The organism is Paramixta manurensis, assembly GCF_013285385.1.
GTDB lineage: Bacteria > Pseudomonadota > Gammaproteobacteria > Enterobacterales > Enterobacteriaceae > Paramixta > Paramixta manurensis.
Genome location: NZ_CP054212.1, coordinates 1,701,827 through 1,725,765 on the forward strand (window position 1 = coordinate 1,701,827; position 23,939 = coordinate 1,725,765).

The following is a 23,939-nucleotide window of genomic DNA, read 5'->3' on the forward strand; positions in this document are numbered from 1 at the left end:
TCCGCGCCGGGATTTTTTTGCCGATTATTTAGCGTGCGTCTTTTTTGACTCTGTCTTGCCGCGGGGACAGCCCGAACATCCGATGGTATTCACGACTGAATTGCGAGGGGCTTTCATAGCCAACGTGAAAGGCGGTGGTTTCCGCATTATTTTCGCCGGACAGCAATAGATGACGGGCTTCCAGTAAGCGCAGCTTTTTTTGATATTGTAACGGCGTCAGTGATGTCAGTGTCTTAAATTGTCGGTGGAAAGCGGACGGACTTAATTGGGCGATCAGCGCCAGTTCTTCAATACGTATCTTTTTCCTGAAATTATCGCGCAGAGAGTGGATGGCTTTAACAACGCGTTGAGTATGGTCATTGCCCAGCATGATACGCGCCACCTCAGCGCCTTCGGGGCCATGCAGCAGCCAGTACGCGATTTCACGCATGATCATCGGCGCCAGTGTCGCAATGGCCTGCGGAGTTTCTAATAGCCGAACCATTCGCAATACGCACTCTGTCAACGGCCCGGCAAACTCAGTGAGTAAAACTGACGGTGAGGCAGGGCGCGTAGCGGAGGCAGAAATGCCGCACTGAAGGCTAATCTCACTCATTATTGCCTGATCAAGCTCGATCACCAGCCCCAGATAGGGTTGCTCAGGGCTCGCCAGCGTTACCCGGCTGAACGCTGGCATCTCCACACTAACAATTAGCGCCTGCCCCGCATGGTAATCGAACTGTCGGCTACCGAAACGGGTCGATTTTGCGCCCTGCAACACCACGCACAGCGAGGGCTTAAAAATCAAATGAGAAGGGGATTTCTCATGATCGGAGCGTAAAATCGTTAGCCCCTCGATAGCAGTAATATAAGGGTTCTCGCCTGCGCTACGCTCGGTGTAGCGCCTGACAGTATCAACCAAGGTTTGTAGCACAGCCTCTCTTCCTGCAATGGTCGGAACATGGGAGAAGTTATAACCAGGCGAGTAGGATTAGGCAAGAAAATGCCGAGTTAAGGCATTCATAACCTGACTTTTGGGCTTTATGCTGATGATTCTGTTCAGAACTCAGGAGAAGGTCATGTCATCGTCAACTCACACATCACACAAAATCGCGATTATCACCGGAGGAAGCCGTGGGCTGGGACGGAGCAGCGCCGTTAACCTCGCCCGCCGCGGGGTGGACACGATTATCACTTATCAACGAAATCAGACGGAAGCTGCTGAAACCGTTCGCCAGGTTGAAGCGTTAGGCGCGAAAGCCATCGCATTACCTTTAGATACCGGTATTACCGGCGGATTTAGCCTCTTTGTCGGGCAGGTTGAGCAGGCGTTAGCGCAATGGGGCGCGGCAGGTTTTGATTACTTGATCAATAATGCGGGCATATCGCATCATGCGCCCTTTGATCAGGTGACCGAAGAGGCGTTGGATAGCCTGTATCAGGTGCATTTTAAAGGCGTTTTTTTCCTCACTCAGAAGCTGTTGCCGTTAATTAATGATGGTGGTCGGATAGTTAATATCTCATCAGGGCTAACGCGGATTATTTATCCTGGCAGCGCGGCGTATGGCGCGATGAAAGGCGCGGTTGAGGTATTGACGCGCTATTTGGCAAAAGAGCTGGGGCCGCGTGGGATTGCGGTCAATACGGTGGCGCCGGGTGCGGTGGCGACGGATTTTAGCGGCGGTATGGTGAGGGATAATCCGGAAATCAATCAGCAGGTTGCCAGCTTAACGGCATTAGGGCGGGTGGGGTTACCTGACGATATTGGCCCTATGATTGCCTCATTGCTGATGGAGGAAAACCGTTGGGTAAATGCGCAGCGGATCGAGGTTTCCGGCGGGATGTGTATTTAACAGCAAAAACAGAGGCCGGAATTCCGGCCTTGTTGATGTGCGGCAGGGTTGCGTATCTTCAGCCGCAGAATAGCGGTAACTTAGCGACTACGGAAGACAATGCGGCCTTTGCTCAGGTCGTACGGGGTCAGCTCTACAGTGACTTTGTCGCCCGTCAGGATGCGGATATAGTTTTTGCGCATTTTACCGGAGATATGAGCGGTAACCACGTGCCCGTTTTCTAATTCCACGCGGAACATGGTGTTAGGTAACGTATCAAGTACGGTACCTTGCATTTCAATATTGTCTTCTTTGGCCATCGAATCCTCTGGGTGGACTACCTTAGTTTTGAACCGGCAAGATAATGCCGAATTCCACGTATTATGTAAAGAATTGTTGGTGATTTCACCAGCGCTTACGTGCGCTTCGCGTATCACACGCAAGCTGAGTAAGCATTTTTACTTTGGAGTAATTGACGTCAGCGGGGAGAATTTCGGGCTAAGAACCTGTTGAAACCGGCTTCATTCGCACGATTAAAACGGTCCTGAAGGTGCGTTAAGATTCTCAGCCTGGTAATTCCGGCTTGCACAATGGCGATAAGCGGACGACATACCAAACGCATTTATTATACCACTATTGACCGCTAATGCGCATAAAACATCGTTTCGTCATTAAAAAAGCGTCTGTCTGTGCCAGCAATCAGCAGAAACGGCCTGGTGAGCCAACTGGTTTACCCAGTGCAGATAATCGACGCGGGCGATCTCTTTTGCGCCCAGAGAGGCGGTATGCGGGTTTAAAATCTGGCAATCAATCAACTGACCGCCGTGTTGTTGAAAGTAGCGGCTAAATACCAGCAGTGCCGTTTTTGAGGCATTACTGGCGCGGCTAAACATTGATTCTCCGCAAAAAATCTGTCCCAGCGCCATGCCATACATGCCGCCAACCAATTGCTGGTTTAGCCAGACCTCAATCGACTGCGCATGGCCCATTTCGGCGAGATTACGCCATGCGCGTTTCACTTCAGGCGTAATCCAGGTGCCTTCATCCCGTTGATTGGCGCAGCCTTCAACAACCTCGGCGAACGCGTGGTTTAACGTAACCCGATAGGGCGATTTGCGGTGGAAACGCTGCATACTGCGGCTGAGATGGAACTCGTGTGGTAACAATACGGCGCGTGGGTCGGGTGACCACCATAAAATCGGATCGCCTGCTGAAAACCACGGGAAGATACCGCGCTGATAAGCGTTGAGTAAACGCGCCGGGCTCAGATCGCCGCCCATCGCTAATAAACCGTTAGGTTCGCGTAGCGCCATCTCCGGCGGTGGAAAATTTACCGATTCGCGGCTTAGCTGGAACAATCGCATGGTGGATTACTCACTTAACTCTGTCGTCAAAACTATAGCGTAACGCGCTGTTGAAAATACCAATAGCGCCCACGTTTTGCGAGTAACGTAGGGTGGGTGCCTTGCTCGATAATTTTCCCCTGATCCATTACATAGATACGGTCCATATTTTCCATACCTTGCAAGCGATGGGTGACCACAATGACGGTTTTGTCGCGCGTGACCTCCTGCAACAGTGCCAGGATTTGACGCTCTGTCTGCGCATCGAGCCCTTCGGTGGGTTCATCCAGCAGCATTAACGCACCGTTATGCAGCAGTGCGCGGGCAATAGCCAGCCGGCGCAGTTCGCCGCCGGAAAGCTGACGACCACCTTCACCCAGCCATGCATTCAGTCCTTCATGGTTATCCAGGAGCTTGTCGAGCCCAACCTGGCGAAGTACGGCGCTAAGGTGTTGGTCGCTACTTTCGGGCGCGGCAAGCCGTAAATTATCGCGCAGCGTGCGGCTGAACAGATGGACACGCTGGCTGACCACACTGATCTGCGCACGTAGCGAGGCTTCGTCCCATTGCGCCAAGGGCAACTGGTTTAATGAAATCTCACCCTGTTGTGGATCCCAGGCACGAGTCAATAGTTGTAGCAGGGTGGTTTTACCGCATCCGGTACGCCCGAGCAGCGCCACTTTTTCGCCATTGGCGATACGTAAACTGATGTCATTCAGCGCCGGGGAGAGTGCTTTGTCATAGCGAAAAGTGACGTTGTTCACTTCTACTGTTGCGCCGTGGCGCACCGCCGATGACGTGGCTGGAAAGGTCACTTGCGGCGAGTGATCAATCACTTCCGCCACGCGTTGTGCGGAGGCAATAACCTGCCCCAAATGCTGGAACGCGCCGCTAACCGGCGCTAATGATTCAAAAGCTGCCAGGGCGCAGAAAACAAACAGCGCAATTAACGCGTCAGGCGTAGAAGCATCGCCAACACCGCCAGCGCTCAGCCATAGCACAAGGGTGACCGTGAGGCCGCTAATCAGCAACATCACGCCTTGTGATAAAGCGGTGAGATTCGCTTGCTGGCGCTGGGCCGTTTGCCAGCGCTGCTCATTCTCATCCAGCCGTGCCCGCCACGCCTTTTCGTTGCCATACAAGGTTAACTCGGCATGGCCCTGTAACCAGCGGGTAAGCGCCAGGCGATAGCTGGCCCGTTCAGTCGTCATTGCTTCGCCCGTCGGTCGTCCGGCGCGATAAAACAGCGGAGGCAGGACTAACAACGTGAGCAGCATAATGCCGCCAAGGGTTAAGGCCAGATGAACGTCCAGCCAGCTTAACCCGACGGTAACGCAGAGGATGACCACCAAAGCACCGATTAGTGGCGAGATCACGCGCAGATAGAGATGATCGAGCGTGTCGACATCGGCGACAAAACGGTTTAACAAATCCCCCTGACGGAAACGAGCAATACCCGCAGGGGAGAGCGGCAGTAGTTTACTAAAGGTAAACACGCGCAGATGTTGCAGTACCCGAAACGTACCGTCATGGCTAACCAACCGCTCGAAATAACGTGCCGCGGTACGGACAATGGCCGCGCCGCGCACGCCAGCGGCTGGTAGCATATAGTTGAAGCTATATAAACCGGCGATCCCGGCCAGCGAAGAGGCGGCAAGAAACCATCCGGAGAGCGTTAACAATCCGATACTGGCTAATAAGGTGAGTATCGCTAACACAATACCTAACGATAAACGCCAGATATGACGGCGATAGAGACGTAAAAAAGGGCGTAATGTCGGCATCATTTTATTGCTCCCTGTCGCTGCGCCAGCAAGGCGGCGAATGCGCCGGAGGAGGCCGCCAACTGTGCATACGTTCCCTGCTCAAGTAATTGACCGTCACGCATAACCCAAATTTCATCCCACTCGGCTAAGCGATCAAGTTGGTGGGTAACCAACAGGGTAGTGTGTCGATAAGAAGCTTGCAGCAATGCTGCGGTGACCCGATTTTCGCTGTCGGCGTCAAGACTGGCGCCAGGCTCATCAAGCAGTAACAGTTTTGCCGGTTTTAGCAACGCTCTGGCGACGGCGATACGTTGTGCCTGGCCGACGGAAAGTTGCGCTGCGCCATCGTCCATCATGCTTTCCAAACCCGCCGGTAAACGATCAAGAAACTCATCAACTCCCGCGTCTTCAATCACCTGTTGGAGCTGTATCTCGCTGGCTGCTGTTCCGCTAAGAATATTTTCGCGCAGGGTCGATCCCGGTAAATGGGGATTTTGCCCCACCCATGCAACCAGACGATGCCAGTCTTGCTGATGCAGTTCACGTAATTCGACCCCGTTTACCTTTAATGAGCCCTGATAAGGCAGAAAACCCAACAGCGCTTGCAATAACGAGGTTTTGCCCGCGCCGCTTTGTCCTACTAGCGCGACGCGTTTTCCGGCAGGCAAGTGGAAGGTGAGCGGACCCGCGAGCACCGTTCCATTGGGCGCGATAATCACCAGTGCGTCGGCATCAATAGTTAATGCCGCCTCAGGCGCAATCGGCTGCTCACCAGACTGCCGTGGTTGATTCGCCGAATGATGCAGAAAGGTTTGCAAAGCATCGGCAGCACCCACAGCCTGCGCTTTCGCATGATAAAAGGTACCGAGGTCACGTAATGGCTGGAAGAATTCTGGTGCCAGAATCAATGCAAGGAAGCCCGCGAATAGGGTAACGCCATGACCGTAATGCCCGAAATGGAATTCGCCTAAATAGGAAAAACCAAAGTAGACCGCCACAAAGGCGATAGAAAGTGAGGCGAAAAACTCCAGCACCGCCGAGGAGAGGAAAGCCAGGCGCAGCACATCCATGGTACGGCGGCGAAACTCTTCTGATGAGGCACCGATGCTTGCAGTTTCGGCCTTCGCGCGCCAGAACAGCCGTAACACTTCCATGCCGCGCAATCGGTCAAGAAAATCACCGCTTAGCCGTGAGAGCGCAAGAAAGTTGCGGCGGTTGGCATCCGCGGCGCCCATTCCGACCAGCGCCATAAATAACGGAATCAGCGGTGCGGTAACCAGTAAGATCAGTGCTGCGGCCCAGTTAATCGGCAGCAGGGCGACTAAAATAAACGCCGGGACCAAGGTGGCTAACGACATTTGTGGAAGATAACGCGCGTAATAGTCCTGCATATCTTCAATTTGTTCGAGTAGCAGCGTCGCCCAACTGCCGGCGGGTTTGCCCTGGATCCATGCCGGGCCCAGCGTGTTCAAACGGTCCAGCACCGCGGCGCGTAGCGTGCGCCTGATTTGCTGACCTGCACGGAATCCTACGCGTTCACGGGCAATACCGATCAGTGCGCGGATAACGAAACACAGGAGCAGCGCTAAAAAATCACCGTACAACTGCTCACGCGGTTGGTGCACGACAATCAATTGCTGCAATAACCTCGCCAATAGCCAAGCTTGCGCAATAATTAACAGAGCGCTCATGAGGCCGAGCAAAGAAGAGAGGCGCAGCCAGCGACGAGCGTGTGTGCTTTGTGCTCGTAGCCAGCGGGTAAGTTCTTGTTGACGCGTTTTGTTCATCAGTTGCCGTTCTTTAAGAAAAACGAAACTGGCAGCCAGGGCGGCATTGCCATGAGGTCAGCTAATTTGGGGCTTGGGCAATGTAACATGCGGGAAAGAAAAAAGGCGACAGTTGAACTGTCGCCTCGAATAAATAAGATCAGGTTATTAACAATTTACTTATCGTTTTTAACCAATCCGTCCAGATAGCGCTCGGCATCCAGCGCCGCCATACAGCCGGTGCCGGCGGAAGTAATGGCTTGCCGATAAGTGTGATCCATCACATCGCCAGCCGCGAATACGCCTGGGATGCTGGTTTGCGTGGCGTTGCCCTGCAAGCCGGACTGGACTTTGATATAGCCATTTTCCAGTTCTAATTGCCCCTGGAAAATAGCGGTGTTCGGGCTGTGACCAATGGCGATAAACAACCCGGCCACCTCTAATTGCTCAATCTGCTCTGGTTCCTGAGTTGAACGCAGGCGCACGCCGGTGACACCCATCTGGTCGCCCACGACTTCTTCAAGCGTACGATGCGTATGCAACACGATATTGCCGTTATTCACCTTTTCCATCAGGCGGTCGATCAAGATTTTTTCGGCGCGGAAATTGTCACGGCGGTGGATGAGATGCACTTCAGCGGCGATATTCGCCAGGTAAAGCGCTTCTTCGACCGCCGTATTACCGCCACCAATCACAGCCACTTTCTGCTGGCGATAAAAGAAACCGTCACAAGTGGCGCAGGCCGAGACGCCTTTACCTTTAAACGCTTCTTCTGATGGCAGCCCTAAATAGCGTGCAGAGGCGCCGGTGGCAATGATCAGCGCATCGGCGGTGTATTCGCCGCTATCGCCCACCAGACGGAATGGACGGTTTTGCAGATCCACCGTGTGGATATGGTCGAAAATGATTTCGGTATTAAATTTTACCGCGTGCTCATGCATACGTTCCATCAGCAGCGGGCCGGTCAGATCGCTCGGATCGCCTGGCCAGTTCTCGACATCGGTAGTGGTAGTGAGCTGACCGCCTTTTTCCAGCCCGGTAACCAGCACCGGGTTGAGATTGGCGCGTGCAGCGTAAACGGCGGCGGTATAGCCTGCCGGACCGGAGCCCAGAATCAATAATTTACTGTGTTTAGCCGTGCCCATGAGATCCTCAGTTGTTTACTGGCAAACATAACGGCGATTGTAGGGAATTTGAAGACGCAAAAAAAGGGCCGGGCAATTTTGTTAACAATCGATGTAAGAGGTTTGACCGATAATCAAGGCAGGGCGATTGCCGCTGCGCTAAAACAGGGCGTAGAAATGGGTTTTCATGGTGCAACAGATGAAAAATATCCATTAAAAAACAGCGACGCAGCAATCAATCTGGCATGTTGTACTGATTTTGGTTGTTTTACTTTGACAATCGGCTGCGCTTTTGCGAAAACATTGTAGGAAGCAGAGAGTATTTTGGCGGTAAAGGCAGCGTTTCATATGCTGTTTTGCCTATTCAGCCGAAAATAAACTCAGTCTGACATTTGTCATGACGCATGGTGTGGACAGACAGCATGCGTCATACGGATGGGCGCTTTAAACCGCAACAGGCGCTATGTCTTCACTTAAATGACCCTGCACAGTGAATAGGTTCAGGGTATGGCAGGTAAAGGGAAGGAATTAAGAGAGACAATAATAATGGTAGACAATAAAAAACGCCCCGGTAAAGACCTCGACAGAATCGATAGAAATATTCTGAATGAATTGCAAAAGGATGGGCGCATTTCCAACGTGGAACTTTCCAAACGGGTTGGGCTATCTCCTACGCCATGTTTAGAGCGCGTACGTCGTTTGGAGCGTCAGGGTTTTATTCTGGGCTACACCGCGCTGTTAAATCCGCACTATTTGGATGCTTCACTGTTGGTGTTTGTTGAGATTACTCTGAATCGTGGCGCGCCGGATGTGTTTGAACAATTTAACGCCGCTGTGCAAAAACTTGAGGAAACTCAAGAGTGTCACTTAGTTTCAGGTGATTTTGACTATCTGCTGAAAACGCGTGTACCGGATATGTCCGCTTACCGTAAGCTGTTGGGCGAAACCTTGCTACGTCTGCCCGGCGTGAACGATACGCGTACCTATGTTGTCATGGAAGAAGTGAAACAAAGTAATCGCTTAGTGATAAAAACGCGCTAACACAGGGCAGGTGCAAAACCTGATAGTTTTCGATACACTCCTGTGAATTCATACAGGTTCAGCGTCGGGCTTGCCCGGCGCTGTTGCCTCCATAGTTTACAGGCACCTGGAGAGTTCTCTTGAGCCAGGAATACACAGAAGATAAAGAAGTATCCTTACAGCCGCTGAGCAGCGGGCGTCGTTTGCTCGAAGCGTTGTTGATTATTGTTGCGCTTTTCGCCGTCTACTTGATGGTGGCTTTGCTGAGCTTTAATCCTTCCGATCCCAGTTGGTCACAAACCGCCTGGCATGAACCTATTCATAATTTGGGCGGCAGCATCGGCGCATGGCTTGCCGATACGCTTCTCTTTATTTTCGGGGTGATGGCTTACGCCATTCCGCCGGTTATCCTTGGCCTATGCTGGATCACGTTCCGGCAACGCGATAGTCAGGACTATATTGATTATTTCGCCGTCGGCTTACGGCTGATTGGCGTTTTGGCGCTGGTGGTCACCACGTGTGGCCTGGCGGCGTTGAATGCGGATGATATTTGGTATTTCGCTTCCGGCGGCGTGATTGGCAGCCTGATTAGTAACGCGATGGCACCGTGGTTCAGCGGCGCGGGTGGAACGCTGACGTTGTTGTGCATCTGGGCGGCGGGCCTGACGTTGTATACCGGCTGGTCCTGGCTGACGATTGCCGAGAAAATCGGCGCGGTAGTGATGGGGGTCTTGACCTTCGCCAGTAACCGTTCGCGCCATAATGAAGAGTGGCAAGATGATGAAGATGACCGTCATGATCGCGCGCCGGTAATTAAACGCGTGCGTCCGCTCCGTGCCGACGATGAAGAGGATGATGTCTTACTTACCGCTCCGCGTTTGTCGTCGCCGGAAAGTGATGATGAATATGATGACGATCCGCTGTTAGCGAAAACTACGCTACCTGCCGCGGCGGTTGCCGCTGTGCATGATGCGCAAGCAGAGGCGCCAGAAGAGACAGCGCCACAGCCGGTTCAACAAACCTCTTCTCCCTCTACGCCTCCGGCCAGCGAGCCAGTATCCGCCGCGCCGCCGCTGTATCGTTTCGAGATGCCTGAAGAAAAAACGGTGGCGCCGAATGATGAGGATGAGGGGCCGCGGATGGGCAACTGGCGTGATGTGCAAGAATCTGCACCATCGCCGTTTGATTTTTCTTCTCCGCAACCTTCCACGCCTTTGGCCGTGCCCGCGTCTGCTGGGCTATCTGACGCAGCGAAAGCCGCTGCCGTGTCAGGAGGCGTTGCTCCGTTTATGCCGGGCTTTAGCGCCACGGGCGAGGAGGCCAATCCGCAAGTTAAACAGGGGATTGGTCCTGAACTCCCGCGTCCTAATCCGGTGAAATTACCGACACGCCGCGAACTGGCTTCTTACGGCATTAAGTTACCTTCACAACGTATGGCGGAAGAGAAGGCGCGCGAAGAAGAAGCGCAGCGCCAGCAGCAAGCCTCGCAAAGCCCAATCGCTTCCGAACAGTACGATGAAGAAGAGAATATGGCGCAGCAGGAGGCCCATCTGCGTGACGCCTTTATGTCACAACAACAGCAACGCTATGGTGAGGCGTTTACCCCTGATGAAGACGACGAAACGGCGCTTCAGCAGGCGGCATTAGCGCGTGAGTTCGCCGCGCAGCAGCAACATCGTTATGGTGAGCCGGGGGCGGCCGCAGCGGATCGTGGGCCGGCTTTTACGCTGGATACGTCCGGCGCATTTGATTTTTCACCGATGGATGATTTGGTTGATGATGGCCCAAGTGAACCATTATTTACCATCGCGGCCACGCCGGAACCGGAAGCCCCCTCAACGCCGACTTCGGCTCCGGCTGCACACTGGCAATCGGCTCCCGCGCCTTCGGAGGCGTATCAGCAGCCTGCGGCACCTGAACCAGAACAGCCGCAGCCGGCGGCGAATAGTTTGATACATCCATTCCTGGTCCGTCACGAGCAACCCTTACACAAGCCGACCACGCCGTTACCGACGCTGGAACTGCTTACGCCGCCACCGGCAGAAGAGGAGCCGGTTGATATGTTTGCGCTGGAACAAACGGCACGGTTGGTGGAAGCCCGTTTGGCGGACTACCGGGTTAAAGCCGAGGTGGTAGGGATTTCTCCGGGGCCGGTGATCACGCGTTTTGAGTTGGATCTGGCGCCAGGTGTAAAAGCCGCGCGCATTTCTAACTTGTCACGCGATTTGGCGCGCTCGCTCTCTGCGGTTGCGGTGCGTGTGGTGGAAGTGATACCAGGCAAACCTTACGTCGGGCTTGAGTTGCCGAATAAACATCGTCAAACCGTCTATCTGCGCGAAGTGCTGGATTGCGCGAAATTCCGTGATAACCCGTCGCCGCTTGCGGTGGTGCTGGGTAAAGATATTGCAGGCCAACCGGTGGTAGCGGACTTGGCGAAAATGCCGCATTTATTAGTCGCGGGTACCACCGGCTCCGGTAAATCGGTTGGTGTGAACGCGATGATTATCAGCATGTTGTATAAAGCCACGCCGGAAGAAGTGCGCTTTATTATGATTGACCCCAAAATGCTGGAACTGTCGGTTTACGAAGGGATCCCACATCTGTTAACTGAAGTGGTCACTGATATGAAAGATGCGGCCAATGCGCTGCGTTGGAGTGTGGGTGAGATGGAACGCCGCTATAAACTGATGTCTGCTCTCGGCGTGCGTAATCTGGCCGGTTATAACGAGAAAGTTGAGCAAGCAGAGGCTATGGGCCGACCGATTCCTGATCCGTTCTGGAAACCGGGCGACAGTATGGATACCACGCCGCCGGTGTTGGAAAAACTGCCGTATATTGTGGTGATGGTCGATGAGTTTGCCGACCTGATGATGGCGGTTGGCAAAAAGGTGGAAGAACTTATCGCGCGTTTGGCACAGAAGGCCCGTGCCGCCGGTATCCATTTGGTGCTGGCGACGCAACGCCCATCGGTGGATGTGATTACTGGTTTGATTAAGGCTAACATTCCAACCCGTATTGCCTTCACCGTATCCAGTAAGATTGACTCACGGACCATTCTCGATCAGGGCGGCGCGGAATCGCTGTTGGGCATGGGTGATATGCTGTATATGCCGCCAAACTCTTCGAACCCGGTACGCGTTCACGGTGCATTTGTACGCGATCAGGAAGTGCATGCGGTGGTGCAGGATTGGAAAGCGCGCGGTCGACCCCAGTATATTGATAGCATCACAGCGGGCGATGAGGGCGAAGGCGGCGGCTTAGGCCTGGATGGCGATGAAGAGCTTGATCAGTTGTTCGATCAGGCGGTGGCTTTCGTGGTGGAAAAACGCCGCGCATCCATCTCCGGCGTTCAACGCCAGTTCCGCATTGGCTACAACCGGGCTGCTCGGATTATTGAACAGATGGAAGCGCAGGGAATTGTGTCGACGCCGGGCCATAATGGTAACCGGGAAGTACTGGCGCCGCCTTCCCATGAGATGTAACGATGCGCGGTCGTAACGCAAAGAGTAGAGGGTCAGGCTTGCCTGGCCTCTTTGTTTATGGTGGTTTTTGCACCATGAAGGTGAAGGTTTTCAGTTTATTCGCCTGTCGGGACGGCGCGAGCCCGACTAAAGTATTTACAGGCGCGCTGCTTCGCGCGGGATAAAATGTATCAATAAGGAATCTGTTGTCATGAAAAAATTCGTGCTCTCTTGCTGCCTGTTATCCGCATTCGTTTCTGTTGGCGCTCTGGCGGATGCGTCTAGTGATTTGCAGCAGCGCCTGGGGAAAGTGAGTAGCTTTCACGCCAGCTTCACGCAGAAAGTGACCGACGGTTCTGGCACTAACGTCCAGGATGGCGAAGGCGAATTATGGGTCAAACGGCCGAACCTGTTTAACTGGCATATGACGGCGCCTGATGAAAGTATCATTATTTCCGACGGGAAAACGCTATGGTTTTATAACCCATTTGTCGAGCAGGTCAGCGCCAGTTGGTTGAAAGATGCCACCAGCAATACGCCATTTATGTTGATTGCGCGTAACCAGCATAGTGATTGGCAGCAATATAATATTAAACAACAAGGTGATAACTTCGAACTGACGCCTAAATCTGATGCCGGTAACCTGAAGCAATTCACGATTAACGTTTCATCGAATGGCACCATCAACCAATTTAGCGCCATTGAGCAAGATGGTCAGCGCAGTAGCTATGCCCTGAAGAGCCAGCAGAATGGGGCGGTAAGCCCGGATAAGTTTACCTTTACGCCACCTAAAGGCATAACGGTAGACGACCAACGTCAGTGAGGTTTTGGTGAGTAACCTGTCTCTGGACTTTTCCTCAAATGAGTTTCAACCGTTGGCCGCGCGTATGCGGCCAACCACGCTTGCGCAATATATCGGGCAGCAGCACTTGCTGGCACCGGGTAAGCCTTTGCCGCGTGCGATTGAAGCGGGACATCTGCATTCGATGATTCTGTGGGGGCCGCCAGGGACCGGGAAAACCACGCTGGCTGAAGTTATTGGCCATTATGGTAATGCCGACGTTGAGCGTATCTCTGCCGTGACCTCGGGAGTGAAGGAGATACGCGAGGCCATTGAGCGTGCGCGTCAGAATCGTAACGCAGGCCGCCGTACCATTCTTTTTGTCGATGAGGTACATCGTTTCAATAAAAGCCAACAGGACGCGTTTCTGCCGCATATTGAGGACGGTACCATTACCTTCATCGGCGCCACGACTGAAAACCCATCGTTTGAGCTGAACTCGGCATTACTGTCGCGCGCGCGCGTTTATCTGCTGAAATCCCTCACCACGGAAGAGATTGAAACCGTGCTTGAACAGGCAATGAATGATGCCGAGCGCGGGCTAGGTAAGCAGGATCTGTTATTGCCGGATAACACGCGGCGGATGATTGCTGAACTGGTCAATGGGGATGCTCGTCGCGCATTAAATACGCTGGAAATGATGGCGGATATGGCGGAAAGCGATGCGCAAGGTCAGCGTGAGCTAACGCCGCAATTGCTTAATGAGGTTTCGGGCGAACGTGCGGCGCGTTTTGATAACAAAGGCGATCGTTACTACGATTTGATTTCCGCGCTGCATAAATCAGTGCGGGGGTCAGCGCCGGATGCCGCGCTTTATTGGTATGCACGTATTATTACCGCTGGCGGTGATCCGCTTTACGTCGCGCGGCGGCTGTTAGCCATCGCTTCTGAAGATGTCGGCAATGCCGATCCGCGCGGAATGCAGGTGGCGATTGCCGCGTGGGATTGTTTTACGCGTGTCGGCCCGGCTGAGGGTGAGCGCGCCATCGCGCAGGCAATTGTTTATCTTGCTTGTGCACCCAAAAGTAATGCGGTGTATACCGCATTTAAAGCTGCGATGCGCGATGCGCGTGATAACCCCGATTATGATGTGCCAGAGCATCTACGCAATGCGCCGACCAAACTGATGAAGGAGATGGGGCTAGGTAAGGAGTATCGTTACGCACATGACGAACCTAATGCTTACGCCGCCGGAGAAATCTATTTTCCGCCTGAAATGGCACAGACGCGTTATTATCAACCCAGTTCCCGCGGGCTGGAGGGGAAAATTGGTGAAAAGCTCGCCTGGCTGACTGAACTGGATCAAAATAGCCCGACAAAACGCTACCGATAAGCCGGGCGTTGCGGTAAGGTTAGCAAGGAATTCAATGCATTCGCCGCACGGCGGAATGCATCCCCTCCGAACACTCAATTAATCACAATAAGCACAGGATAAGCATGCTCGATCCCAATCTACTGCGTAATGAGCCAGACGCAGTCGCTGAAAAACTGGCACGCCGAGGATTTAAGCTGGATGTTGATACGTTACGCTCGCTGGAAGAGCGTCGTAAAGTCTTGCAGGTAGAAACCGAAACGCTGCAAGCTGAACGCAACGCCCGATCCAAATCCATCGGCCAGGCTAAAGCGCGTGGGGAAGATATTGAGCCATTGCGGCAGGAAGTGAACGTCTTAGGCGAGCGCCTGGACGCCGCCAAAGCGGGGCTGGATGCGCTACAAAATCAGATCCGTGACTTTGCGTTGACGATGCCAAATATCCCGGCGGACGAAGTCCCGTTTGGTAAAGATGACAGTGACAACCACGAAATTAGCCGCTGGGGCGAACCGCGTCACTATGATTTTACCGTGCGCGATCACGTAGAGCTGGGTGAAATGGCGCAAGGGCTGGACTTTGCCTCGGCGGTTAAATTAACCGGCGCGCGCTTTGTGGTAATGAAGGGGCAGATTGCCCGTATGCACCGCGCTTTGAGCCAGTTTATGCTGGACTTACATACCGAGCAGCACGGTTATAGCGAAACGTATGTGCCTTACCTGGTTAATCATGCAACATTGTATGGCACCGGGCAATTGCCTAAGTTTGGCGAAGACTTGTTCCATACCAAACCGCTAACCGAAGAGTCTGAAAGCAGTCACTACGCGTTGATCCCAACGGCAGAAGTGCCGTTAACCAATCTGGTGCGTGATGAGATCCTTGAGGAAGAGTCGCTGCCGATTAAGTTGACCGCACATACGCCTTGTTTCCGTTCTGAAGCCGGCTCCTATGGGCGCGATACCCGTGGTCTGATCCGTATGCACCAGTTTGATAAAGTTGAAATGGTGCAGATCGTTCGCCCGGAAGATTCCATGCAAGCGCTGGAGGAGTTAACCAGCCATGCAGAGAAGGTGCTGCAATTGTTGAACTTGCCCTACCGCAAAATGTTGTTATGCAGCGGTGATATGGGCGCGAGCGCCACCAAGACCTACGATCTGGAAGTGTGGCTACCGGCGCAGGATACCTATCGTGAAATCTCTTCCTGCTCCAATATGGGGGATTTCCAGGCGCGTCGTATGCAGGCGCGTTGCCGCAGCAAAACCGAGAAAAAGCCACGCCTGGTGCATACGCTGAATGGTTCTGGTTTAGCGGTTGGACGGACGTTGGTCGCGGTGTTGGAAAACTACCAGCAAGCCGACGGGCGTATTGTGGTACCGGAAGTGTTACGCCCCTACATGAACGGCGTGGAAATTATCGGCTGAGGTCGTTTTTCTCCCTTCAATCGGCCTGCCCGCACATTGTGCCGGCAGGCTTTTTTATGCAAAAAGATCCAAAAATAAATGTTATCGATACCGGTAAGGCAGGGCGAAGTAAATGTGCCTATTTTCATAGGCATATCCGTTTTGTGCGCTTTCTCACATTGGTCGCTAAGTGGTTGTAGATAAAAAAATTAAATCGGTCGGCGGCAAATTGTGCGGTGGTGAATTTCTGTACGTTGACTTTGTTTTTGGCAATGGCAATATGCGCGCAAAATCTCTCTCTTTTCCTGGCTTTTCACACTATGTCCACCTGGTCTCGTCCTGTCATTTTGCTGCTCTGCGGCTTGCTGTTGTTGACGGTTTCTATCGCCGTGCTCAACACGTTGGTTCCACTTTGGCTAACGCACGATGCATTACCCACCTGGCAGGTCGGTATGGTGAGTTCGTCCTACTACACCGGGAACCTGGCAGGAACATTATTGGCCGGTTGGCTCATCAAACGTCTGGGCTTTAATCAGGCCTATTACCTTGCATCGGCAGTGTTCGCCATCGCGACGGCGATGCTGGGTTTGAGTAGCGGCTTCCACGCATGGACATTATGGCGTTTTGTTGCCGGGATCGGCTGCGCCTGGATTTGGGTCGTGGTGGAAAGCGCGTTGTTATGCAGCGGCACCGTACGTAACCGTGGCCGTCTGTTGGCAGCGTATATGATTGTTTATTACCTCGGTACCGTGGCCGGGCAGTTATTAGTGAGCAAAGTCTCTACCGAGTTGTTGCACGTCCTGCCGTGGGTGACCGGCGTGGTGGTCGCCGCGATTCTGCCGCTGGTGTTTACCAAAATCACTGCGCACGGTAACGATGAGGAGGCAGCCGCTGGTCGTATGTGGCCGATGTTGCGTCGCCGTAGTTCCCGCTTGGGGATTAATGGCTGCATCATTTCCGGCATCGTGCTGGGCTCATTGTATGGCCTGATGCCGCTGTACTTATCTCACCAAGGCATGAGTGATGCCACTGTTGGTTACTGGATGGCGCTGCTTGTCAGTTCCGGTATCGTTGGGCAATGGCCGGTAGGGCGGCTGGCGGATCGCTTTGGGCGTCTTTTGGTACTGCGAGTGCAGGTGTTTGTGGTCATTTTAGGCGCTATCGCGATGCTGAGTAACGCGGCAATGGCGCCCGCGCTGTTCGTGCTCGGCTGTGCCGGCTTTACCTTGTACCCGGTTGCGATGTCGTGGGCGTGTGAAACGGTGGCGCACCATGAATTGGTGGCGATGAATCAGGCGTTACTGTTGAGCTATACTATCGGTAGTTTGGTGGGGCCGAGCATGACGTCACTGCTAATGCAAAGTTATTCAGACCGTTTGCTGTTTGTGATGATTGCGGTTGTCGCGCTGGTCTATCTCATTATGCTGTTACGCAAAGCCGACCAGCATGCCACGCCGGTGGCGCATGCCTGATACGCAACGCGGGGCCATTCCTGACCCCGCGTTGGGTTTACTATTTAATACATCACGTTGTGACCGTATCCTTCCAGAATACTTTTCACGCGATCCATCGTTTCTTTTGTGGGCGGTTTCACACCTTCCAGCTTGTACTCTTCGCCCATTGCTATCCATTTGTGTTTACCCAGTTCGTGATAGGGTAACAGTTCGATCTTTTCGATATTCCCCATATCGCGGGTAAATTCGCCTAAACGATGTGCGGAATCATCATCATCGGAATAGCCTGGCACTACCACATAGCGGATCCAGGTACGAATCCCCTTTTTGGCAATATAGCGCGCAAAATCAAGCGTCCGATGGTTAGAGACACCCACCAAATTCTGGTGGATATCATCGTTCATCTGTTTCAGATCAAGCATCACCAAATCGGTGACCTCAAGTAATTCATCAATGACCGGATCGTAACGGCGGACAAAGCCATTTGTATCCAGACAGGTATGAATACCCTCTGCTCTACAAGCGCGAAACCAGTCACGAACAAACTCCGCCTGCAATATTGCCTCGCCGCCGGAGGCGGTTACGCCACCGCCAGACGCATTCATAAAATGGCGATAGGAAACCACATCTTTCATCAACTCCTCAACGGTCACTTCCTTACCGCCATGCGTATCCCAGGTATCGCGATTGTGGCAATACAGGCAGCGCATCAGGCAGCCCTGGAAGAAGGTGATAAAGCGAATGCCCGGACCGTCAACGGTGCCGCACGATTCAAATGAGTGAATACGACCGGTTACTGACATTGCGATGATTTCTCCAAAGTGAACCTACCGAAGTAGGTGACGCAGTCTTGTTTACGCTGCGTTAAGTGAAAGTCTGTTTTGCCAGATACCCTGAGTATAGATCTCTGGCAAAGCAGGCTGTTGATAAAAAGGCTCCATAAATGGAGCCTTTAGCATTAGCCGAACCGTCAGATTACAGTGACTGTGTGAAAGTACGGGTAATGACGTCTTGCTGTTGCTCTTTGGTCAGCGAGTTAAAGCGCACCGCATAACCTGATACGCGAATGGTCAACTGCGGATATTTTTCCGGATGATCCATCGCATCTAACAGCATTTCACGGTTCATTACGTTGACGTTAAGGTGCTGGCCGCCTTCAATGCTGGCTTCATGATGGAAATAACCGTCCATCAGACCCGCCAGGTTGGTTTTACGCACTTCATCGTCTTTGCCCAGCGCATTAGGAACGATAGAGAAAGTGTAAGAGATACCATCTTTCGCGTAGGCAAACGGCAGTTTAGCAACGGAAGTCAGTGAGGCGACTGCGCCTTTCTGATCGCGCCCATGCATTGGGTTAGCGCCTGGGCCAAACGGCGCGCCGGCACGACGACCATCCGGGGTATTACCGGTTTTCTTACCGTAAACCACGTTAGAAGTGATGGTCAGAACCGATTGAGTTGGTACTGCATGGCGATAAGTGGTCAGCTTCTGAATTTTCTTCATGAAACGTTCAACCAAGTCACATGCCAGGTCATCAACGCGCGGATCGTTATTACCGAACTGCGGATATTCACCTTCGATTTCAAAATCGGTCGCTAAACCATCTTCGTCACGAATGGGTTTCACTTTGGCATATTTAATGGCGGAAAGGGAGTCAGCAGCAACCGACAGACCCGCGATACCACATGCCATGGTGCGATAAACATCACGGTCGTGCAGTGCCATCAGTGACGCTTCGTAGCTATATTTATCATGCATGTAATGGATGATATTCAGCGCGGTGACATACTGTTTAGCCAACCAATCCATGAAGTGATCCATACGCGCCATGACGGTGTCAAAATCCAACACTGCATCCGTAATTGGCGCTTCTTTCGGACCTACCTGCATTTTCAGTTTTTCATCTACGCCGCCGTTAATGGCATACAACATGGTTTTTGCCAGGTTTGCGCGAGCGCCGAAGAACTGCATTTGTTTACCAACAATCATTGGGCTAACGCAGCAAGCGATAGCGTAATCATCATTGTTGAAGTCAGGACGCATCAAGTCATCGTTTTCATACTGCACAGATGACGTATCGATAGAGACTTTCGCCGCGAATTTTTTAAAGTTCAACGGCAGTTTTTCTGACCAAAGAATGGTCATATTGGGCTCTGGTGAAGGCCCCATGGTGTACAGCGTGTTGAGGAAACGGAAGCTGTTTTTGGTAACCAGCGTACGGCCATCAACACCCATACCTGCCAGTGATTCAGTAGCCCAAATCGGGTCGCCAGAGAACAACTCATCATATTCTGGCGTACGCAGGAAACGTACCATGCGCAGTTTCATCACCAAGTGGTCAATCAGTTCTTGTGCTTCTTGCTCGTTGATTTTGCCCGCTTTCAGATCACGTTCGATATAGATATCAAGGAACGTCGATACGCGACCAAAGGACATTGCGGCGCCATTCTGCGATTTAACCGCAGCCAGGTAGCCAAAGTAAGTCCACTGAACCGCTTCTTGCGCGTTGGTTGCCGGCGCTGAGATATCGTAGCCATATTTAGCCGCCATCTCTTTAATCTGAGCCAGCGCACGATGTTGGTCGGCAATCTCTTCACGCAGACGAATGGTGGCTTCCAGATTAACGCCATTTTCCAGGTCGCTTTGCAGCGATGTGAACTGGGCAAATTTGTCCTTCATCAGGAAATCAATACCGTACAGCGCAATACGACGATAGTCACCAATAATACGACCACGTCCATACGCATCCGGCAAACCGGTCAGAACGCCTGATTTACGGCAGCGGAGAATATCAGGGGTATAAACATCAAATACACCCTGGTTATGCGTTTTGCGGTACTCGGTGAAGATATTCTTCAGGTTGGCATCCAGTTCGCGACCATAAACCTTACAAGAACCTTCGACCATTTTGATGCCGCCAAATGGAATAATGGCGCGTTTTAGTGGTGCTTCAGTCTGTAGGCCAACAATTTTTTCCAGCGTTTTATTGATGTAACCTGCGTCATGGGAAGTGATGGTTGAGGCCAGGTCGGTGTCGAAATCTACCGGAGCGTGGGTGCGGTTTTCGATTTTAATGCCTTCCAGCACGCTATCCCACAGCGAGCTGGTTGCCTGGGTCGCGCCCGCCAGAAAGGTTTCATCGCCTTCATATGGTGTGTAGTTTTTCTGGATAAAATCACGAACGTTTACCGCATTCTGCCATTCGCCTTCAGCGAAATTTGCCCAGCCTGCAGCCAATTTTTCGTTTAGCTCGGTCATATCATACCTACCTTATACTATGGAGTTCTTTTACGTCCGGTTGCAGCCGGAAGGGCGGAAACCGGTTCAAATAGCGTGCTTACGCGACGTTAGTGTTTAACTTCATCACTACCGCGCAGGTAAATAACCCAATACGTTAATCCTACCAATAACCCACCGCCGATAATGTTGCCAATCGTCACCGGAATCAGGTTAGCGGTAATAAAATTGCTGACCGTCAAAGCGGGAAATTGTGCGGCGCTGGCACCGGTAAGATGCCAAAATTCAGGAGAAGCGAAATCACGTACTACGATGCCCATCGGGATCATGAACATATTGGCGATGCTGTGCTCAAAACCGCTGGCGACGAACATGCCGACCGGTAATACCATCGCTAACATTTTGTCCGTCAGGCTGCGGCCTGAGTAACTCATCCAAACGGCTAAACACACCATCAAGTTTGCCAGTGTGCCGAGGCAAACGGCTTCAAGGAATGTATGGTGCATTTTGTGGTCGGCGGTTTGCAGCACATTCATGCCCCACGCGCCATTATCAACCATATACTCGCCGGAGAACCAAATTAGCGCGACAAAAAATAACGCGCCAATTAGGTTCCCTACGTAGACGTTAAGCCAGTTTTTGGCTAGTTGGCCCCATGTAATGCGCCCGCTGGCTTTTGCTACCACGGTTAACACGGTCGACGTAAATAAATCCGCGCCGCAAACCACCACCAGCATTAAACCAAGGGAGAAACAAATACCGCCGATCAATTTTGCTAACCCGTAAGGAACGGTGCCCGTACCGGTCGTGGCGGTAATATAGAAAACAAACGCGATGGAAATAAAAACGCCAGCCGTAATAGCTAAAAAGAACGTTGTGAGAGGATGTTTTGTTGCTTTGTAGACACCAGCATCTTCTGCCACTTTGGCCATTGCTGCCGGTAATAAAAGATCAAAAAGGTTGTCAGTTTTCACACTAACGCTCTCCGGAATCAGTAGACGAAGTGATACTAACAAAGGAGTATAGGGTAAAATTTGATGTGGATCATATAGCGTAGGGTAATTGGGGCGTTTAGCCTTGTTATTTATAAGGTTTTTAACCCTAATCTATTGAAATAAAACATAAAAAAATAGTTTAAAATATATTATAAAATTTGAAAAAGGCACTATTTACTTATTGGGAAAAGTAATGAAAAAGAGGGTTATTTTTAATAAATGTAACCTCTAACGATTTTACGCGATTAAAGTTAACTTTTTATTTACTTTTGCAGAATGTCGGGCCGTTATTTAGGAAATGCTATGCGCTTCTAATAATCTGTAAACATTATCCGGGCCTGATAATGTCGTGGCGACAGTGACGTCGCCACGATACTACGATTGCATTTATTTCCAATAACGGCGTTTCGCCACCTGCAATTTCTCATAGGCGGCAAGTAAGGCCTGATGAGCCGGGAAGGCGACCAAATTCTCATCTACTGGCGGCAAACCATAGAACGGTGCTTCGCCGCTAATGGCAGCGGAAGCGGCTTCGACGGCTTCGCTGCCATACATGCGAACAAAGGCATGATGGTACTGTAGCGGGTCGCGATCTTCTTCCTGGCTTAGCAGCAGTAATGTTTGCAGGCACCGGTAAAAATTGGCGCGTTCAGCACTGAACACCGAGCTGTTAAACTCCATTGTCCACTCGGTCCAAATCAGGGCTTGTTCCGTGTCACCGCCTGCTAATGCCAGCAACGCTTTTAGCTCACCAATACGTAGCGTGTACCAGCCGTTATCTTTACCGGTTGCCAGACCTAGTAACTCGCGTACACGGGTAAAATCATCATGTCCCTCGTCATCTAAACGCTGAATAAGCGCAAGATAGTCATCCGCTGGCCAATCACTGGCGGGCAATGCCAACAACGTTTTCCGCAGGGAAGCGCCCATATTGTTATTGGCCAGCAGTAGATCTTCCGCCGGATAAATATCCGACATGCCTGGCACCACAATTCGGCAGGCGTAAACGTCCAAATGCTGGTAATCAGCGATATACACCTCTTGGTTTTCGCTGTTAAAAATGTTCATTAATGTCGCGAACTCTTCTTCGGTACTGCCATCGAAACGCCAGTCAACAAAAGGATAATCCGCGTCATCTTTAAACATATCCCATGAAATCAAACCGCTGGAGTCGATAAAGTGAGTTTCCAGGTTTGCGTGTTCGGCAACTTCTTCATCATCAAACGTGGGCGGCGTGAATACATCGAGATCTTTCAGGCTGCGGCCCTGTAGGAGTTCGGTTACCGTCCGTTCCAATGCCACGCCAAAATCCGGGTGTGCGCCGAAGGAGGCGAAGCAGGTACCGTTGCTTGGGTTAAACAGTACTACGCATATCACCGGATACTTGCCGCCGAGCGAGGCGTCATAGGCGAAAATAGGGAAGCCTTCGGTTTCGAGGCGGGCAATGGCCTCCACAACGCCAGGATAGCGCGCCAGTACGGCCTGCGGGATTTCCGGTAAACTGATGGACTCGGCAATAATGCGGTTTTTAATATAGCGTTCAAATACTTCGGAAAGCCCCTGTACGCGCGCTTCGTTTGCGGTATTACCGGCGGACATCCCGTTGGAGACATACAGATTGCCGATAATATTCATTGGGATATAAACCGTCTGCCCGTCGGATTGGCGCGTAAACGGCAGGGCGCAAATTCCGCGTTCCGCATTACCCGATTGCAGATCGATAAGATCGCTGGCGTTTAGCTCGTTTTCCGGGTCATAAAACTGACGTAAACCGGCATCAAGAATGCCTTCTGGCAAACGACCATCCTCGGTTAACGGGAACCATTTCTCGTTGGGATAATGTACAAAGTCGCCTTCGGCAATGGCGTTACCCAGCCAGAAATCAGCAAAAAAGTAGTTGGTGGATAAACGCTCAAAATATTCGCCCAACGCCGAAGCCAGCGCGGCTTTTTTGCTGGCGCCTTTACCGTTGGTAAAACACAGCGGACAATCGCGGTCACGAATATGCACTGACCAGACGTGAGGAACAGGATTCAGCCAGGAAGCCTCTTCAATATTGAAGCCGAGATCCTGCAATTTTTGCTGAAAACGTGAGATGGAGTCTTCCAACGCGGCGTCTTTGCCAGGGATAAAAGTTTGCGTCATGGTATCCACTATTTTGTTAAGGGGCATAAAGCGCGCAATGATACGGGTTTTGTTTTACATCTGCTATCAGGCATAAAAAATTTACCTCGCGTTATCCTGCCACTTTTCGCGTATTTTTGGCGTGGCTTATTTGTGGTAACCGAAAGCGCCTCACAAAATATCGCGCCTGGTTCTTTTCACCGAACAAGCTGTTGCGGTCGGGCGCGCAAAAACGTGATCCACGCCTGATAAATGATTGCAGCGCTCCTGGCGCAGTGATAAAACCGA

18 protein-coding genes are annotated in these 23,939 nt (G+C 52.0%); 8 read left to right on the forward strand and 10 right to left on the reverse strand.

The window, feature by feature from the left end; all coding sequences use genetic code 11:
* Nucleotides 1-28: 28 nt before the first annotated feature.
* On the reverse strand, nt 29-913 hold the full coding sequence (locus tag PMPD1_RS08325) for an AraC family transcriptional regulator (protein ID WP_173633594.1): 885 nt from the start codon (nt 911-913) through the stop codon (nt 29-31).
* A gap of 145 nt (nt 914-1,058) precedes the next feature.
* Between PMPD1_RS08325 and PMPD1_RS08330 the strand changes: the two genes are divergently transcribed.
* The gene (locus tag PMPD1_RS08330; protein WP_173633595.1) at nt 1,059-1,832 is read left to right on the forward strand and encodes an SDR family NAD(P)-dependent oxidoreductase; all 774 of its coding nucleotides are present in this window, start codon (nt 1,059-1,061) and stop codon (nt 1,830-1,832) included.
* An 80-nt stretch (nt 1,833-1,912) separates the two neighbouring features.
* On the opposite strand, the gene infA is transcribed toward PMPD1_RS08330, so the two are convergent.
* The 5 genes from infA to trxB all read right to left on the reverse strand — a co-directional run bounded on the left by infA (nt 1,913) and on the right by trxB (nt 7,831).
* Complete coding sequence (gene infA / locus PMPD1_RS08335; RefSeq protein ID WP_002211347.1) at nt 1,913-2,131, reverse strand: translation initiation factor IF-1; 219 nt, start codon at nt 2,129-2,131, stop codon at nt 1,913-1,915.
* Nucleotides 2,132-2,482: 351 nt separating this feature from the next.
* The gene (gene aat, locus PMPD1_RS08340; protein WP_173633596.1) at nt 2,483-3,175 is read right to left on the reverse strand and encodes a leucyl/phenylalanyl-tRNA--protein transferase; all 693 of its coding nucleotides are present in this window, start codon (nt 3,173-3,175) and stop codon (nt 2,483-2,485) included.
* 32 nt (nt 3,176-3,207) lie between these two features.
* Nucleotides 3,208-4,938, reverse strand: coding sequence for a heme ABC transporter ATP-binding protein/permease CydC (gene cydC, locus PMPD1_RS08345; protein WP_173636157.1), 1,731 nt, complete (start codon nt 4,936-4,938; stop codon nt 3,208-3,210).
* Nucleotides 4,938-6,707 (reverse strand): heme ABC transporter permease/ATP-binding protein CydD, encoded by a 1,770-nt coding sequence (gene cydD, locus PMPD1_RS08350; RefSeq protein ID WP_173633597.1) that lies wholly within the window; start codon nt 6,705-6,707, stop codon nt 4,938-4,940. The genes cydC and cydD overlap by 1 nt, the downstream gene beginning before the upstream one ends.
* Nucleotides 6,708-6,862: 155 nt before the next feature.
* Nucleotides 6,863-7,831: a thioredoxin-disulfide reductase gene (gene trxB, locus PMPD1_RS08355; protein ID WP_173633598.1), complete on the reverse strand. Its 969-nt coding sequence runs from the start codon at nt 7,829-7,831 to the stop codon at nt 6,863-6,865.
* Between the two features lie 48 nt (nt 7,832-7,879).
* Here trxB and PMPD1_RS08360 point away from each other — a divergent pair, with 48 nt between their 5' ends.
* From PMPD1_RS08360 to PMPD1_RS08390, 7 genes are all read left to right on the forward strand, one after another.
* Nucleotides 7,880-8,119 carry a hypothetical protein gene (locus tag PMPD1_RS08360; protein ID WP_173633599.1) on the forward strand — a complete coding sequence of 80 codons (240 nt, stop codon included), beginning with the start codon at nt 7,880-7,882 and terminating at the stop codon, nt 8,117-8,119.
* A gap of 237 nt (nt 8,120-8,356) precedes the next feature.
* Nucleotides 8,357-8,851: a leucine-responsive transcriptional regulator Lrp gene (lrp, locus tag PMPD1_RS08365; protein ID WP_017347019.1), complete on the forward strand. Its 495-nt coding sequence runs from the start codon at nt 8,357-8,359 to the stop codon at nt 8,849-8,851.
* 119 nt (nt 8,852-8,970) lie between these two features.
* Entirely contained in the window at nt 8,971-12,312 is a 3,342-nt protein-coding gene (locus PMPD1_RS08370; protein ID WP_173633600.1) for a DNA translocase FtsK 4TM domain-containing protein, read from the forward strand.
* A 190-nt stretch (nt 12,313-12,502) separates the two neighbouring features.
* Nucleotides 12,503-13,114 (forward strand): outer membrane lipoprotein periplasmic chaperone LolA, encoded by a 612-nt coding sequence (gene lolA / locus PMPD1_RS08375; RefSeq protein WP_173633601.1) that lies wholly within the window; start codon nt 12,503-12,505, stop codon nt 13,112-13,114.
* A gap of 7 nt (nt 13,115-13,121) precedes the next feature.
* Nucleotides 13,122-14,465 carry a replication-associated recombination protein A gene (locus PMPD1_RS08380; protein WP_173633602.1) on the forward strand — a complete coding sequence of 448 codons (1,344 nt, stop codon included), beginning with the start codon at nt 13,122-13,124 and terminating at the stop codon, nt 14,463-14,465.
* Between the two features lie 104 nt (nt 14,466-14,569).
* Nucleotides 14,570-15,862 carry a serine--tRNA ligase gene (serS, locus tag PMPD1_RS08385; protein WP_173633603.1) on the forward strand — a complete coding sequence of 431 codons (1,293 nt, stop codon included), beginning with the start codon at nt 14,570-14,572 and terminating at the stop codon, nt 15,860-15,862.
* A 299-nt stretch (nt 15,863-16,161) separates the two neighbouring features.
* A complete protein-coding gene (locus PMPD1_RS08390; RefSeq protein ID WP_173633604.1) occupies nt 16,162-17,313 on the forward strand; it encodes an MFS transporter in 1,152 nt (383 codons plus the stop codon).
* A 44-nt stretch (nt 17,314-17,357) separates the two neighbouring features.
* Here PMPD1_RS08390 and pflA read toward each other — a convergent pair whose 3' ends face one another.
* The 4 genes from pflA to ycaO all read right to left on the reverse strand — a co-directional run bounded on the left by pflA (nt 17,358) and on the right by ycaO (nt 23,672).
* Entirely contained in the window at nt 17,358-18,098 is a 741-nt protein-coding gene (gene pflA / locus PMPD1_RS08395; RefSeq protein ID WP_173633605.1) for a pyruvate formate lyase 1-activating protein, read from the reverse strand.
* Nucleotides 18,099-18,270: 172 nt separating this feature from the next.
* Complete coding sequence (pflB, locus tag PMPD1_RS08400) at nt 18,271-20,553, reverse strand: formate C-acetyltransferase (protein ID WP_173633606.1); 2,283 nt, start codon at nt 20,551-20,553, stop codon at nt 18,271-18,273.
* Nucleotides 20,554-20,642: 89 nt separating this feature from the next.
* On the reverse strand, nt 20,643-21,506 hold the full coding sequence (gene focA / locus PMPD1_RS08405; protein ID WP_173633607.1) for a formate transporter FocA: 864 nt from the start codon (nt 21,504-21,506) through the stop codon (nt 20,643-20,645).
* A gap of 408 nt (nt 21,507-21,914) precedes the next feature.
* Nucleotides 21,915-23,672, reverse strand: a complete 1,758-nt coding sequence (gene ycaO, locus PMPD1_RS08410) for a 30S ribosomal protein S12 methylthiotransferase accessory factor YcaO (protein ID WP_173633608.1) — start codon at nt 23,670-23,672, stop codon at nt 21,915-21,917.
* Nucleotides 23,673-23,939 lie beyond the last annotated feature (267 nt).